The 15,749-nt window shown below is 40.0% G+C and carries 11 protein-coding genes; 4 read left to right on the forward strand and 7 right to left on the reverse strand.

The window, feature by feature from the left end; genetic code table 11:
* Positions 1 to 57 precede the first annotated feature (57 nt).
* The 3 genes from IQ264_RS21475 to IQ264_RS21485 form a co-directional block, all read right to left on the reverse strand.
* Positions 58 to 2,205 (reverse strand): SpoIIE family protein phosphatase, encoded by a 2,148-nt coding sequence (locus IQ264_RS21475; RefSeq protein WP_193982846.1) that lies wholly within the window; start codon positions 2,203 to 2,205, stop codon positions 58 to 60.
* Between the two features lie 106 nt (positions 2,206 to 2,311).
* Positions 2,312 to 2,881, reverse strand: coding sequence for a Uma2 family endonuclease (locus IQ264_RS21480; protein WP_193982847.1), 570 nt, complete (start codon positions 2,879 to 2,881; stop codon positions 2,312 to 2,314).
* 143 nt (positions 2,882 to 3,024) lie between these two features.
* Entirely contained in the window at positions 3,025 to 5,403 is a 2,379-nt protein-coding gene (locus IQ264_RS21485; protein WP_193982848.1) for a dynamin family protein, read from the reverse strand.
* 284 nt (positions 5,404 to 5,687) lie between these two features.
* Here IQ264_RS21485 and IQ264_RS21490 point away from each other — a divergent pair, with 284 nt between their 5' ends.
* Together IQ264_RS21490 and IQ264_RS21495 are read left to right on the forward strand one after the other, a co-directional pair.
* Positions 5,688 to 6,257, forward strand: a complete 570-nt coding sequence (locus tag IQ264_RS21490) for a hypothetical protein (RefSeq protein WP_193982849.1) — start codon at positions 5,688 to 5,690, stop codon at positions 6,255 to 6,257.
* Positions 6,258 to 6,533: 276 nt separating this feature from the next.
* On the forward strand, positions 6,534 to 8,480 hold the full coding sequence (locus IQ264_RS21495) for an ABC transporter ATP-binding protein (RefSeq protein WP_193982850.1): 1,947 nt from the start codon (positions 6,534 to 6,536) through the stop codon (positions 8,478 to 8,480).
* A gap of 119 nt (positions 8,481 to 8,599) precedes the next feature.
* Here IQ264_RS21495 and IQ264_RS21500 read toward each other — a convergent pair whose 3' ends face one another.
* The 3 genes from IQ264_RS21500 to IQ264_RS33500 all read right to left on the reverse strand — a co-directional run bounded on the left by IQ264_RS21500 (position 8,600) and on the right by IQ264_RS33500 (position 10,498).
* Complete coding sequence (locus tag IQ264_RS21500) at positions 8,600 to 9,481, reverse strand: MBL fold metallo-hydrolase (protein ID WP_193982851.1); 882 nt, start codon at positions 9,479 to 9,481, stop codon at positions 8,600 to 8,602.
* 12 nt (positions 9,482 to 9,493) lie between these two features.
* The gene (locus IQ264_RS21505; protein WP_322744780.1) at positions 9,494 to 10,246 is read right to left on the reverse strand and encodes a WecB/TagA/CpsF family glycosyltransferase; all 753 of its coding nucleotides are present in this window, start codon (positions 10,244 to 10,246) and stop codon (positions 9,494 to 9,496) included.
* A gap of 120 nt (positions 10,247 to 10,366) precedes the next feature.
* Positions 10,367 to 10,498 carry a hypothetical protein gene (locus IQ264_RS33500; protein WP_265583098.1) on the reverse strand — a complete coding sequence of 44 codons (132 nt, stop codon included), beginning with the start codon at positions 10,496 to 10,498 and terminating at the stop codon, positions 10,367 to 10,369.
* A gap of 328 nt (positions 10,499 to 10,826) precedes the next feature.
* Between IQ264_RS33500 and IQ264_RS21510 the strand changes: the two genes are divergently transcribed.
* Positions 10,827 to 14,066 carry a glycoside hydrolase family 15 protein gene (locus IQ264_RS21510; RefSeq protein WP_193982863.1) on the forward strand — a complete coding sequence of 1,080 codons (3,240 nt, stop codon included), beginning with the start codon at positions 10,827 to 10,829 and terminating at the stop codon, positions 14,064 to 14,066.
* Entirely contained in the window at positions 14,063 to 14,497 is a 435-nt protein-coding gene (locus IQ264_RS21515) for a DUF29 domain-containing protein (protein WP_193982852.1), read from the forward strand. The genes IQ264_RS21510 and IQ264_RS21515 overlap by 4 nt, the downstream gene beginning before the upstream one ends.
* A 114-nt stretch (positions 14,498 to 14,611) precedes the next feature.
* Here IQ264_RS21515 and IQ264_RS21520 read toward each other — a convergent pair whose 3' ends face one another.
* Positions 14,612 to 15,715 carry a hypothetical protein gene (locus IQ264_RS21520; protein ID WP_193982853.1) on the reverse strand — a complete coding sequence of 368 codons (1,104 nt, stop codon included), beginning with the start codon at positions 15,713 to 15,715 and terminating at the stop codon, positions 14,612 to 14,614.
* Between the last annotated feature and the right edge of the window lie 34 nt (positions 15,716 to 15,749).

The following is a 15,749-nucleotide window of genomic DNA, read 5'->3' on the forward strand; positions in this document are numbered from 1 at the left end:
GCGTACGATGTGTATACGAGACAAGGGGACTAGGGGACGAGGGGACAAGGAGATAATTTAGTTTGCTGGTTGATCTAGATCGTTATAAATATTAGTTTGTCGTTTTAGAACTAGCAAGGTAATGTCATCAAATAGTTTTTGAGTGCCAATATGTTGTCGGACATTTTCAATAACTATTTGTTTGATTTGTTCTGCCGATCGCGACCAGTTTTGTGCGATCGCATTACACAGTCGCTCCATTCCATATTGCTGATTGTTGATATCCATTGCTTCGGTAATCCCATCAGTATAGAGAACAATGCCATCTCCAGGTTGCAACTCGACAATCGTATGATTGATAAAGTTGGCAATATCATCTGTTAAACCAATAGGAAAGCCTAGATCGATCGTATCAATCCGTTCAATTTGCCCTCCATTCCTGACAACGATCGTTTCCTCATGTTGACCGCTAATACTAACTTTGCCATCAGCATAATTCAACACCACCAAAGTCAAATTTTTCTGAGAATTCATTCGTTGCACATTTTTGTAAATAGTGCGATTTAGGGTAGCAAGAAAACTCACCGGATCTTGTTCGTGAATTTCTTTGAGAGTCCGCACAGAGGTTTGTGTCATCAGCATCAGAATCCCGCTTTCCAAGCCATGTCCAGTGACATCCCCCATGCCGATCGTCACCACCCCATCGACTTGCAACACATCATAATAATCGCCACCCACTTCATCAGCAGGTTCCATAAATCCGGCAATATCCAATCCTTCAATTTTCAATTCATCCGATTTGGGCAGAATCATCTGCTGCATTTGCTTGAGAATGTCCAGTTCGGTACCCATTCGCAGATTTTCGGCTTTGAGTTGATCGTTGAGTGCCGCAATTTGTGCATTGGCGCTGGCTAGTTCTGCCGTGCGTTCTTTTACCTTTTCTTCGAGAGTTTCAAACGATTCTTTTAGTTGCCCTGCCATAATGTTGAAAGATTTGTCTAATCGATCGAGTTCCAGGATCTGACTGGGTTGAAGGTGCTGATCTAAGCTACCCTTTGCCATATCTTCAGCTGCCTGGGTAATGCGTTCTATGGGGCGGCTAATCCAGCGAGTTGTGAGGATACCGATCGCGATCGCTAAACCCAATGCCCCCAAACACAGCAAAATAGTATTGCGGGTATTGGCATTAACTTGTGCCATGAAGTCAGATTCCGGTACAACAACCACAACCAACCAATGAAGACCGTATTCATCCGTCAGCGGAGAAACTTCCAAAAACTGCGTTTGACCGTCTAACTTAAAATCCAACCGGGTAGATTCTTTGATATTATTCAAATTTTGGAAGCGTACTGTCAGATATTCCATACTTTGACGCATGATCGGATTACTGCTGTCCTGCGCTTTCAGTCGCTTCTGTGCCTCGCCTGTACCGACTGTGAGAGATTGGTTCGCTAGGGAAGTCGCAATTAATTCACCACATGGCTCAATTAGGAACACCTGACCAGACTTACCTACCTTGAGATTTTGCAAAAAGTTGTGAATTTGATCCAATCCCATCTGAGAAGTAAACACGCCAACCAAGTTTCCCTGCTGGTCGTAGTACGGAGAACTGGCATTAATTTGCAATGAACCATAGCCAAAATTAATATAAACGTCACTCCAAGCAGCGCGATTATTCTTCAGAACAGCTTGATAAAGAGGACGCTTACGCACATCATAGTTGGGAACAGTCTTCACCACCTCAATGGGATGACCATCATTGTCAAGTTTGTGATAAATTAAATCGCCAGTTCCCCGCTTGAGTTGCTCTGCCAGTTGCGGTTCTTCAGAACCAACCGAACGGTTTATCCAGCCAACGCGCAGATATTGACCTTTCTCGTTAGCCATTCCCACATGACCGATCGATTTAAAGCGAAGAACTTGTTTCCAAAGATAAGTTCTAGCACTCTCAAGGTCATTGAAATCCAATGTCCCCAAGCGAACCGCATCCTCGTTAATTTGATTGACTAATTTTGGTGCTTCCAAGTAAACCCGAACTCGTTCCTGAACTCTGGAACTGATTTCCTGTTGTAGCTGACCAGCAAGGTCACTCACTACCTGTTGACCATTGCGAAAGGAGAGGTAGCCCACTAAACCAACTGCGCTCACTATTTGCAACACGAAGGGTACCACCAGAGTAGTACGTAGGCGAAATTTATGAGTAAAGATTGATTTAGAATGGGTCATTGTGAATAAAATTTTTCAATAAAACTGTCAGCAACTAAAGTCCTATCCAGGCTGAATCAATTTTAATGTGAGCGATCGCCTTCTATGGGTTAAAAAGTATTTATTCTTATTGTTCCGCTAAAATTTGTGAAGTAGTAAGATTCAGAACTCCAATTAGTGGAGAAGCGATCGAACTATCTCCTTGATAAACCTTTTCTTCATACAAACCTTCTACCCACTCCAGCAGCGTCAGCTTTTGCTGCATCGGATCGACAATCCAATATTCGGCAATTCCTCGCGCTGCATACTCCGATCTTTTGTAACGATAATCGCGCTTTTCTTGTCCTGGACTCACCACTTCAACTACCAACAAAGGTGGTGGCATATCGAGTGTAATAGTCGATATGCGTGCCCCTTTCAATGCCGTTGCCAACTCCTCAGATAGTATTATTAGATCGGGGAAGCGTGTAGTTGCCTGTGAACCACTTACGACAATTTCAGTCTTCATCGTCAGTCTATAAGATGGAATTCCTTGTTGCAGAAAGTAAGCAAACAAGAATGTAGCAATTCGTCTGTTCAGTTCGCTTTCAGGAGGCATAGCAACTAACTTCCCATTTTCCAATTCATAGCAGTTATCAGTACCATCGTCATAGTTAAGATACTCTTCCAGAGTCATTTTTTGGGATGCAATAGTCATGATTGCCCCGCCTCCTATAAAAAGTTTCACTCTACTTGTTATCTTAACAACGCTTGGAACAAATCCTAATTTGTGTGGATTTGCTCTGCGATCGCTTTTTACTTAGTTTCCGATATTCCCTCGATTTTCATTAGGGGAGTACGTCAATCATGAGACACTAACTCTTGCATATATTTGAGATAACCATCAGCTTTTTTCACCTGTTCTTTAACTTCAGGAACTAATGAATTAAGTGCCTGAATTAATTTAGTTTTCGCTTCAATAGAAAGCTGTTGGTCTACTTGAGCTTGTTTTAAACTATTGCGGTAATTATTCAAGTAAGCATCCAAATCATTAAAAAAGTCATCAATTCTTTGTTGGAAATCTTCATCCAAATATTGACTGATTCCCTGTTTAATGTCATTAATTCTTTGGTCAATCAGCTTGTTAATCTCGTAAATTATTCCTTGCAAAGAAACGGTGTAAAAATTCTCTGTTTTATGCGGTCTTTTGACTTTCTCGGTAATTTCAAAAGGAACTAACCACAGAAAGTGAAAAAACGATCTTTTTGTCCTGACAACTTCACTGTAACCTTGATCGATCGTCCGAGTATGGCGAATTACTAAAGGTTTGTTCAAGTCAATATAGTAATCTGACTGAAATCGTAGATTAGGTAAAGAAAGATTTAAATGGAAATTTTCATTCAACCTTTCCCTGGCTCGATCGATAATCGGTCTAGTTTGCTCATCTAAGAATTTCATCATTTCTTGCCGAGCTTCATCAATTATTTGACCAGTATTTTCCTGCACCTTTTCTAATAACAAATCTACTCGGCGCTTGGCATAAGCTACAGCTAATGCGGCAAATTCCTCTGCTTCTCTTAAAGTATTAAATTCCATTGCACTCAATCGCTTAGACTCAGTTGCAACCTCTTGTTTTTGTTGCGAGATCCAGTTAGCAAAAACCCTGCCAGTTGAGCCACCTTTCTCAACAAAATCAGCAACTTGTCGATCGTCTTGCAGCAGATATGTTTCTACACTCAATTTCCCTTCTTGCTGGAGATTTTCTAAAATCTTATTCAACTTTTCTTGCAAATCTATTTTGAGTTGTTCAATTTCTTGTAAGCTGTGACGGCAGTTTTCAATACTATCAATATCTTCATCTAAAGCTGCTACTTCCAACCGCAGTTTTTCCCCATCTTCATTAATAGCCCGACTGCGTAATTGGGTATCTTCCAAAAGTTCTAGCAACCGACCTTTAGCAATTTTCAAAGAAGAAGTAATACATCTGGGTGCTGCTTCAGTCATTAAAGCATTAACCGCATTAGTTAAAAAGGCATCAAAGCCAGATTTATTCCACAGTTTTTCGGCTTTCTTTTGTAATTGTGTAACTGTAGTTTCTTGTAATTCTTCTTCCCAATCTAAAGGAAAAACATCTTGAGCGAGCGATCGGGCCGTCTTCAATTGTGCCACATCCGCACCCGGATTTTGCTGCACTTCTCCCAAAAAATTAGCCGCAGAAAACGCCCATCTTGCCGAAATTTCAAAAACGCGATCGTTCTGTTCCCCATCCCCAATCCCAAACTCCGCCGCCACAAACTGACGCACCTGTTCGGGAGTCATATCTCCCTCTTTGCGCTGATCTACCTTATTCACCAAAACATACAAATTATCCTTTCCGCGCAACTCAATTACCCGTTCTACATCCTTTTTAATCTCCTCTTCCGCCTTCGTATTTAACTCCGTAAAATTCAGCACAATTAAAATTACCGAACTCGCCTGTAATTGTTCCGCTACCACATTAACCAGCTTTAAATTTTCCCCCGCTTCATTTGGCCCCGGAGTATCCACAATTACCAATTTACCCGCAATATCCGCTTTTTCTGTAATTCCCGATCGATAAAAAGGAGTATAAATTCTTGGTACATCAATTAGCGACTGCAAAGGATCGGAAAGCGGATCTAAAACACTACAAAGGCGGATAATATCATTCAAAGCACGTAAACTATTAATAATCGGCAACCGACCTGAAATTTTATTTTCAATAGCAATTCCCGTCATCCCCTGAATTTTCTCAGGTAACTTTGCCAAATGGGGATATTGCGCCATTCTTTCCTGGACTCGGTTTAAACCTAACTCAGTAATTTTGCGCTGTAAAGCCGTAAAAGTGTCACGAAAAATATCTTGAATCTGCGGAGTTAAAATTAAAACTGGCTCGGCTAACTGCGGATCAAAAATGATCTCCGTAGGCAAAGTTGTCATAGCTGCATTGCGACTCGGCAATAATTCCTGACCAACAATAGCGTTAATAATCGTAGATTTACCCGCTTTCATTGGCGCAACTATTGCCATTCTCAACTCTAAGTCTGAAACATTGCGAGTAGCATCCGCCACTTCTCGTTGAAATTTGGCATACTTTTCACTAGCACTGTCAGAACTCAGTGCTGTACTCACACGATGTAATAACGAACCAACTTGTCCTAACAAATCAATTGCATTTGTTTGCAAGCTCTGCATATTAGCTTTTTGTACTTCTGCAACCATGAGACTCACTCCCCAGAAACAATGTCTAACCGAATGAAAACACTTTGATTAAAGTTAGATTTCTTATTTTGTCTGAAACTCAACTATATCTAAAAAAACTCCTGTTGTTATCATGAGTTGACGATAGTTTTGCTAAGATGACCCCGAAGAATATTATCTAGATGCAATCTGCCTCGGACACAAATGAGGTAAGTACTGCGTCTTTCACAAAGACTAGCCTTCTATTAACCTAACAATAGAGGTGCGCGTCTGTAATCTCTAGTTGATTTCTCTGTGAAAACACCATGCGTAACCCTATCCTCAATTTTGCTCTTCTTTCAGGTGCAGTACCAACTTTCAGGAAACTCTTCGTTTCTAGCTTACTTTTGAGCTTAGTTGGTACATTTAGCACTAATCTTGATATTTTGCCATCAACAGCACAGCCAACAGCACAAACTAAACAAGCTACAAACCCCATTAACCAGAAATTGGTGGGAAGTTGGCAAAGCCGAGTTTCTTCGACTCAGAATCTCACTTTTATTTTTGGGCCTGATGGTAAATTATTTATTGTCTTGCCGTCAAGCTCAGAAAAAGCTCAAGCTTTACAACTAAAATACCGAGTTGCTTCCACAAGCGCCAAACCGATGCAATTGGATTTGACAACCAATAACAATAAAACCGCCCAAACGATTTTTGAGTTTACTCCTGAAGGTAAACTGCGAATGGAACTACAAGGCATTGAAGCTGGAAAACCCAGACCAGCTACTTTTGGTAAAGGGGCTTTGGTGTTTAACAAAGTTTCCAATAACACTACTTTGCCTGCCAATGCCCAACTTAGACAAACTGATAACCCGAATAACGTCATGCCCAAGTAAGTTATCACACATCATGAATGGGCAGGGGGGCAGGGGGGCAGAGGAGAGATATTTAGAGAAAATTTCTCCTCTGTTCAAATTTATTAATTCAAATGTGGAAGAGGTTCAGAAAAATAGTCAAAAAATCCCGATTTTGGCTGAAAGTGTAGGAAAGTTTGTTCAGTAATCGCCGCCAAGTCCCCGACTTTTTCCACAAGTCGGGGACTTAGAGTACTTAGTACTACAAATCAGAGCCTCATGACTGTTAAGATGTGGTTATTTTAATGCTTCACTTCCATGACTGACACCGTTCTCGACGTTCGCAACTTGCAAGTTCAGTTTCTTGCCAAAGGTACAGGTAAAACGCCTGTAGTTACGAAAGCTGTTGATGATATTTCTTTTCAAGTGAAACCTGGGCAAACTCTGGGAATTGTCGGTGAGTCGGGGTCTGGTAAATCAGTGACTTCCTTGGCTGTGATGGGTTTGGTGCCGACTCCAAGCAGGGTGTTGGGTGAAATTTGGTTTCAAGACCCAGTGGAAGGTGGCGAAGCTGTTGATCTGCTGCAATTGCCGGAAAGAAGAAAGCAGCAGTATCGGGGCGGTGAGATTGCAATGATCTTTCAAGAACCGATGAGTTCTTTGAATCCGGTTTACACTATTGGTTTTCAAATTACAGAAGCAATTCGGTTGCACCAAAATGTTTCCGAGGCACAAGCAAGGAGGTTGGCGGTTTCTCTGTTACAAGAGGTGAAATTGCTTCCTAGTGATGAAGTGTTGCAGCAACGTTTTTTGGAAATTAAACGACAAGAACAGTTAGGTAGTTCTGCTGCTGAAGAGTGGGCGGTTAATATTAGCGAGAAGGAAATTAATCAGCACATTAATCAGCAAAAGTTGGCGATACTCGATCGCTATCCCCACGAACTTTCCGGGGGTCAAATGCAGCGAGTCATGATCGCAATGGCGATTTCTTGTAATCCCAAAGTTTTGATTGCTGATGAACCGACTACTGCTTTAGATGTGACTGTTCAAGCCACAATTTTAGAACTGTTGCGCGAGTTGTGCCAAGGTCGGGGAATGTCGATGATTTTTATTACTCACGACTTGGGCGTAATTGCCGAAATTGCTGATACTGTGGCTGTGATGTATCGGGGAAAAATAGTTGAATTTGGCCCAGTTTGGCAAATTTTTTCGGCTCCTCGCCATCCTTATACTAAAGGTTTGTTAGCTTGCCGCCCCAAATTGGAGCGCAATCTGCGTTATCTGCCAACGGTTTCTGATTTTATGGAAGTGGTGGAAACTGCTGATGGGGAATGGAAAATTGAAGAGAAAAGCAAAGATTCAAATGAACAAATCGGAGTTTCCAATTCTTCCTTTCCAGTGTCTCGTCCTCACTCACCAGTCAACACTTCTGACGCACCAATTTTGTCTGTAAAAAATCTTCAGGTGGGTTTTCCGGTGCGGGGAATGTTTGGGAAAACGAAACGCTACATTATGGCTGTAAATAACATTTCGTTTGATGTTTATAAGAGTGAAACTTTGGGTTTGGTGGGAGAGTCTGGTTGCGGTAAAACTACTTTAGCTCGGACTTTGTTGCGATTAATTGAACCAATGGGCGGTCAAATTTTATTTGAAGGGCGCGATATTACGAATTTGAGTGGTGCGCCTTTACAAAAGTTACGCCGGGAAATGCAAATTGTGTTTCAAAATCCGTTTAGTTCTCTCGATCCTCGGATGAAAATTGGGGATGCAGTAATGGAACCTTTGCGAATTCACGAAATAGGTAAAAACGATCGAGAAAGACGCGATCGCGCTGCTTATCTGTTAGAGAAAGTGGGTTTAAATCCTGACTGGATGAACCGTTATCCTCATGAATTTTCAGGGGGACAAAGGCAAAGGATTTGTATTGCCCGTGCTTTGGCTTTAAATCCGAAGTTTATTATTTGTGATGAGTCGGTTTCAGCTTTGGATGTTTCTGTACAAGCGCAAGTGTTGAATTTGTTAAAGGAAATTCAGCAGGAGTTTGGCTTGACTTATATTTTTATTTCCCATGATTTAAGTGTGGTGAAATTTATGAGCGATCGCATCATGGTAATGAATAGCGGCAAGATTGAAGAAATTGATATTGCCGATATGATTTATCGCGAACCGAAAACAGAATACACTCGTCAGTTAATTAATTCTATTCCTACAGGTAGTTTGGCAAGAATCAAACAGCGGCAACAACAAAGGTCGATCGCGATGTGATTGAGGACTGCGGTAGGGGCGATTCATGAATCGCCCCTACTACTGGGGACTGGGAAAATTTGACCAAGATTTCCAGATTTACTAGATTTCTTGATTAATCCTGAATATCATGTAAATCATTAAATCCCGATCGAGCTTTTCATCCAATCAACACACTTTTCCATCAGCTTTTGCATGGTTTCTTTATCAGCATGATAGCGTCTGCCATGTCCGGGTAATACCCATTCAAACTGATAATTTGCTAACTTTTGCATGGACTTAATTTGTTCTGTCCAAGAGTACCAACAATGCTCCCGGAAAGCATACAATTGGTGTAATGTTTCCGACCAAGCTAAGTGATCGCCTGTAAACAAAAAGGTGTTTTTGTACAGTAAAACTGTGTGAGCTTCGGTGTGTCCGGGAACCGGAATAATTAACAAATCTGGGGCAAATTGAATGGGATCTGTCCCAGAAATTTGAATTTCAACATCACGAGTTCCTGTGTTAATTTCGTCTTTGTGTAAAATGCGATCGCAACCAAAATGTTCTTGAAACTTTTGATGATCTGCGACATCATCTTTGTGAGTTAAATACAGATAACGAATCCCACCCATTGCTTCTAAACGTTTGACAAGGGGTGGAGTAAACCGAGGGGAATCTATCATGATATTCCCTTCAGGTCGAGTAATGAAATAAGTGGCAGCAGCAAAAGATTTTTCCGAATGGTAGCCGCAATGATAAACATTTTCTGCCACTAAAATGGGAAAAGTTTCTTGAACTTCTTTGATATCTTTTGGTTTTTCAACTGTACCAATGGAAGCAGTGGGACAGGACAATAAAGCCTGCATTGCTTTCGCTCTTTCGCTGGAGTTGGCAGGTTGATGATAAACTGCTGATTGTTCTCCAGCTTCATGAAAAACTTCCGGTGCCATCCACCGACAAGTATCGCAGTCAATGCAGGTGCGATCGACATAAAAATCGCCGTTCACATTTTCGGAACGACGTTGGTGGAGATGTGCCATTTTGCAACGTCTTTATTTGCGGAAAAAATTGCTTAGTAAAGCCTTCCAAGCAAACAAGGGTAAAGCTAACATTCGCCGCCAGCGCCAAGGTTCTTGGTAAAGCCGATATAGCCATTCTAGATGATTTTCCCGGAACCAAGCGGGGGCACGAGTTTTTGTCCCTGCCCAAATGTCCAAACTACCACCTACGCCGATCCAGATCGCTTTGGGACAGAGGTGGCGGTGTTGGGCGATCCATAGTTCTTGACGTGGTACTCCTAGCCCCACGAAAATTAAACTCGGTTGTTTTTCTTTTAAAGTTTGGCACAACTGCTGTTCTTCTTCGGGCGAGAGATAACCGTGTTGAGTGCCTGCGATCGCCAATTTTGGACATCGCTGCTGCCAAAATTTGGCGGCTTTTTCCGCTACCTCTGGCGCACCACCAAAGAAAAATACAGGCATTGGTTTACTTAATTGTCCTGCATACAACAGAAGAGTTTCTGCTAACTCAATTCCCGGACAACGCTTCACTTTTTTACCTTTCAACCAAAGGTAAAGGACGACTCCAGAACCATCAGGTATGACTAAATCTGCTAGCTTAATAATTTCAGCTAAAGTGGCATTCTTTTCCGCCTGCATGGTCATTTCTGCATTTAGCGTGATGACGTGCCCGCCTAATTGCTGGTGCAATTGCGCGATTAGCCAACCTGGATAATCATCTAATAAGTGTACTGGCTGTCCCAGTACAGAAAAGTTAAGCGTTTTAGTAATGACTTGTTTCTGCACAAACTCTCCTCACCTTCTCTATAGCAGCATAGTTTACCTTGATGCTGCATTGCTGTGTAGTTCCTGAAAAAATTAAACCCTGTTTCCGTTACTTCTTTAATGTTTATAGTTTAGCGATCTTCAAACCGCCTTTTTCACGGAACCATCAGCATAAAGTTCCAAAGGTACTAATTCTACTTTACCGTTAACTTTCACTTTAGAGTAAACAATTCGCAAAAAAGGTGAATTGTTTTTATTGTATTTAGTACACATATCCGTCACCTGCTTTTTATTCTTGGTTGATTGCTTTAACAATTTATGATGCAAATTTAAATTGTTTTTGTTTTCTACTTATGTTCTACAGAATTGTCGTTCAATTTCCCGGAAAGATCGGTTGATTTTTTATCAGATTTATGTAAAAATTAGCAAAACAGATTTAAAATTATCTGCAACATCATTATTAGTTGCAACAACCTGATAAACTAGTAAAAAAAAACTTAATAAATATTAAGCTACATCGTTGAAATGCGGTGTGCTGCTATTCAATTAATTAACTTCAAGCCCAAGGGCAATTAATCCGCCAAAATCCATAAAATTTATGATGTCAAACAAGCTATCGGAACTGCAAACACGCTTAGATTATTACTACCAGCAAATTCAAACAGTAATTTTGAATCGACAAAATCCGATTACGGGGTTACTACCTGCCTCTACAGCCATAAATGCTCATGGAGATTACACAGATGCTTGGGTGAGAGACAATGTTTACAGCATTTTGGCGGTTTGGGGGTTAGCATTAGGATATCGCAAGTTAAATGATGACGTTGGACGTAGTTATGAGTTAGAACAAAGCGTCGTTAAATTGATGCGGGGACTGTTGTTTTGCATGATGCGTCAGTCCCACAAAGTCGAACAATTTAAAGAAACTCAATCTCCTTTAGATGCTTTACACGCCAAATACAATACCAATACAGGTGATATTGTGGTTGGTGACGATCAGTGGGGACATTTGCAGTTAGATGCAACTTCGCTGTTCCTGCTGATTTTGGCACAAATGACTGCTTCAGGATTACACATAATTTATACGCTGGATGAGGTGAATTTTGTTCAAAATTTAGTTTATTATATCGGGCGGGCTTATCGAACACCTGATTATGGTTTGTGGGAAAGAGGCAATAAAATTAATCGGGGAAATCCAGAATTAAATGCTAGTTCAGTGGGAATAGCGAAAGCAGCTTTAGAGGCAATTAATGGCATAAATTTGTTTGGGATTAGAGGAAGTCAAGCTTCGGTAATTCACGTTTTACCAGATGAAATTGCAAGAGCGAGAATTACGTTAAAGTCGATTTTACCAAGGGAATCTAGCTCAAAGGAAGTGGATGCTGCTTTATTGAGTGTAATTAGTTTTCCGGCGTTTGCGGTTGAGAATCAACAGTTAGTGGAACGTACTAAAAAGAAAATTATAGACAAATTAGCAGGTCGTTACGGTTGTAAACGTTTTCTGAGAGATGGACATCAAACAACGATCGAAGATCATACCCGTTTGCATTATGAACCTTGGGAATTGAAGCAGTTTGAAAATATAGAATGTGAATGGCCTTTATTTTTCACTTATTTGTTTCTAGATGGTTTATTTCATGGGAATAAGGAACAGGCGCAAGATTATCAACAGAAATTAGAAAGTTTGTTGGTAGAAAGGGATGGTTTGCAGTTATTACCGGAACTTTATTATGTACCGAAGGATAAGATAGAATTAGAGCGATCGCACCCTAAAACCCAAACTCGCTTACCTAATGAAAATGTTCCATTAGTTTGGGCGCAAAGTCTGTATTATTTAGGGCAGTTATTAAGTGAAGGGTTAATTGCCATTGGAGATATCGATCCTTTAGGTAGACATTTGTGTACTGGTAAAGAATCTAATCCTTTAGTACAAATTGCCCTTTTAGCAGAAGATGAAGAATTAAAAATTAAATTAGCAGATTACGGGATTCCCACCCAAACACCTCGACAAGTAGAACCAATTCAAGTGCGACAAGCAAGTGAATTATCCACAATTTATACGCAAATTGGACGTAATGATAAATTAGGTTTAACAGGTCGTCCGGTACGAAGATTACGCAGTTTAACTACTTCGAGAATTTTCCGAGTTCGTGGGGAAACAATTGTTTTCTTACCCGCATTTTTGGATAAACAACAGTTCTATTTAACCTTAGATTACCATTTTCTACTGGATCAAATTAGAAGCGAATTAGCTTATATTCAGCGCAATTGGATGGAGTTAGGAAGACCAACAATGACTTTACTGTTAACTCATTCCATGCTGGAAACGGGAAGCGAAGCATTGTTGGCGTTAATGCAAGAACTCAATTCTGGTTATTGCAATGGTGTGCAGGTTAAATTGGGCAATTTGCAACAATTTATGCAGACATCTGCTAAAGAAAGAATTGATTTTATCCATAATTTTGAATTTACTCAATCTGCGGTTCAGAATGCAGCATCAGTTAAGTATTATTTAGCTGATAAGCCTGAAAAAAACTGGCCTTTGGGTCATATTCAGGAATTCAAGTTAGAGTATGAAACTGATACTCGTTTCTTGATTAATTGCTTGCGAGATTCGCAAAATATGTACGAACAAATTGAGTTATTACAAACTTTAACTCGATTGAAAAGTGTAAATTTTGATACTGGTTTAGGCGGGCCAAAACATCCAGTAACAGTAGCAGATTTACTTAAGGAAATTTACGAAAAAGCAGTCAGAGGTGTAGTTAATCAAACGTCGAACGAGTCATTAATTCACTGGACGGTAATTCGCCGTGCCGCAGGTTTAATGGGAATGGTGGATATTGGTTTATCAGATGCAGTGACGGATATTTTAGTGCGGCAAAAACAGATTTCTGTGGGTAAAGCTTATAGCGAAGTTTCATTGATTACTCGCCCAATGTCGCATCATGAAATTGAAGAGAAAATTAAAGAATTTTGTGGAGAAGATATTCGCGATCGCGTTCTCACCCAAGAAATTTTAATTTATCTTGGTTTATTGATCAAGGCAGAACCAGATTTATTTAATGGTTTACTAACCTTACGAGTTGGGTATTTAATTCTGTTAATAACCAGCGAATTAGCACAGGAATTAAAAATTACTCAAGATGAAGCACACGAACATTTAATGAATTTGAGTCCTTTTGAAATAAAAACCCGCGTGCGTCAGGTAATTGCTGGTTATGAAGGAATGAATCAATTATTACGTCAACAAGAATCTTTGCACGTCAAACAATCAGAAAAAGAGATTGAATGGGTAGTACTTCCTGAAAAAGAAGAAGAATCACAAACTGGTAAATGGTTGCAGATACGTCAAAGAGATGGTGCTTTAAACCGAGTTCCGAAAGATTTTTATCCTCGCGTTTGGCAATTATTGAAACATTGTAAAGGTTTAGTAATTGGGGATAAATTGGAGAGACGTAACCGTTTGGATAGTGAATTGTTGCTTTCAGAAATGACTCCCGGTGAAAAGAATTTTGCTTTGCAAATTGAGCATTTGTTAAATAAGATTGTTGCGCCAGAGTATCGCCAAACTAACATCGAAACATTGATGGAATTATCGGCTATCGCAGAACGTAACCCTGATTTAAAAATAGAAGATTACATTGTTTTAGATGTGTTAATTGGTCATGCTGTGAGGTTAGCATTTTTGGATAGGTTCCCTGAAAAAGGCGATCGCTATGATGAGTATAAAGCAGCTGCTTGGCGGTCTTTTTATGAAACTTCTCCTTATACTTGTGCTACTTTTGTGGTGAAAGCGTTCCGGTTCTTAACTCAGTTTGGAAAAGCGAGTGCTGTATGAGTAAAAGTTTGTATCAAACTGATTATTTGAAATGGATTGAAACGACAGTAGCGAAGTTACGAATGAGGGATTATTCTCACATTGATTGGGAAAATTTAATTGAAGAAGTTGAAGACATGGGAAGGAGTGAACGCAGGAGTTTTAAGACTAATCTTGTTATTCTTTTAATGCACTTACTGAAATGGAAATATCAGCCAGAATTCCGCAGTGGTAGCTGGAAAGGTAGCATTGTTGAACATCGCAGATATATTAGAAAAGCATTGAAAGATTCGCCTAGTCTTAAACCTTTTTTAGCAGAGGTTTTTGCCGAATGTTATACAGATGCAGTCGAACAAGCGAGTGCAGAAACTGGACTTTTTATGGAAATGTTTCCAGAGTTTTGTCCTTATAGTTCTGATGAAGTTTTGAGTGCTGAATTTTTGCCGGAATGAGCGATCACACTTAAATATCATGTCCATAATGTAGAGAGGTTATATATAACGTCTCTACAAGGTTTTGAGTTATACCCAATCTAGACTAAACTTTTCAAATTTAGCTTGCTTAAGTTATTTACAAAAGTTCTTTCTTCTTAAGAACTCACTTAGCAATTGTTCAGCTATTTCTATAGCTTTATTTAGGTAAGAGAGAACTTTCTTAATATTATCTCTCTCTTTTTGATTAGCTTGAGAATTGATGTTTAATTCAAATTCCCTATCTTCATAGGAGCGAATAGAGTCTCGGAGTTTTTGAAGCAATTCTTTTGCTTCTTTAACAATTTGTGCGGGAGGAACGTTTTTTTGAGCCAAAATAATATCTTTGAAAGCTACTAGAAATTTAGCAGCTTCAGGTATTACTAATTCTGGCGATTGAGTGAAAAGCGCACCGATTCCAGTTCCAGCACCTACACCAAGAATCGCTCCACCACCGACAATCACGGCAACTCCACCTGCCATGCCAAGACCGCCTGCTGCGATCGCGCCTCCACCAAGCGCAGCAAGAACAGCAGAAATAGCTGCTGCTCCCGAAAGTCCTGGCGCAAGCAAGGGAGCAAGTACCGCAATAACTAGAGGCATAGCGACAGCTGCCGCTACAGCTACTACAACTGCTCCAATCAATCCGCCAAAAATAAGATTCAAGGGAAATTGTGGTTCTTGCAAGTCATTCATCAATATCTTGTAACTTGACTTGAAAGTTGTTACAAGATATTTCTCTACTTGTAAGGTTTCGGCGTATGATTCTAGAGTCTGAACAATCCTAGAACGGAATTTCTCGCTAAGTTTTAATTTTGCGTATTGTTCGTCCTCTTCAACACCCAAAGGATGATAAATAACAAAAAGTGAAAGATTTAATAAAACAAGTTTTGGGATTTTAGGAGACTCTAGGTTAGATAACAGTTTTTCAACTTGGTTCTTAAGCTCAGTAAAGTCAGTAAAGATACGGAGTTGTCGATCGGGATAGTAGACTATCTGAGCTTGACTAGGCAAACAATTACTGTCCTGAACCTGACTTTGCAAAAAATTATTGATTGAATCTGTAAATTGACTTAACCAATCTTTCTTAAATATTTTCTGTGCCGAATCTGTTTCATAGCGAATATCTTCCAACGTCAAATGATATTCGTAGCTAAACATAACTATTGCCCACTCAAGGGTTAATCCAAATTCTTTCATGTGAAAGCTCCAAAGGGTACTGATGCTCTTAGCT

The organism is [Phormidium] sp. LEGE 05292 (assembly GCF_015207735.1).
Classification (GTDB): domain Bacteria; phylum Cyanobacteriota; class Cyanobacteriia; order Cyanobacteriales; family Aerosakkonemataceae; genus Floridanema.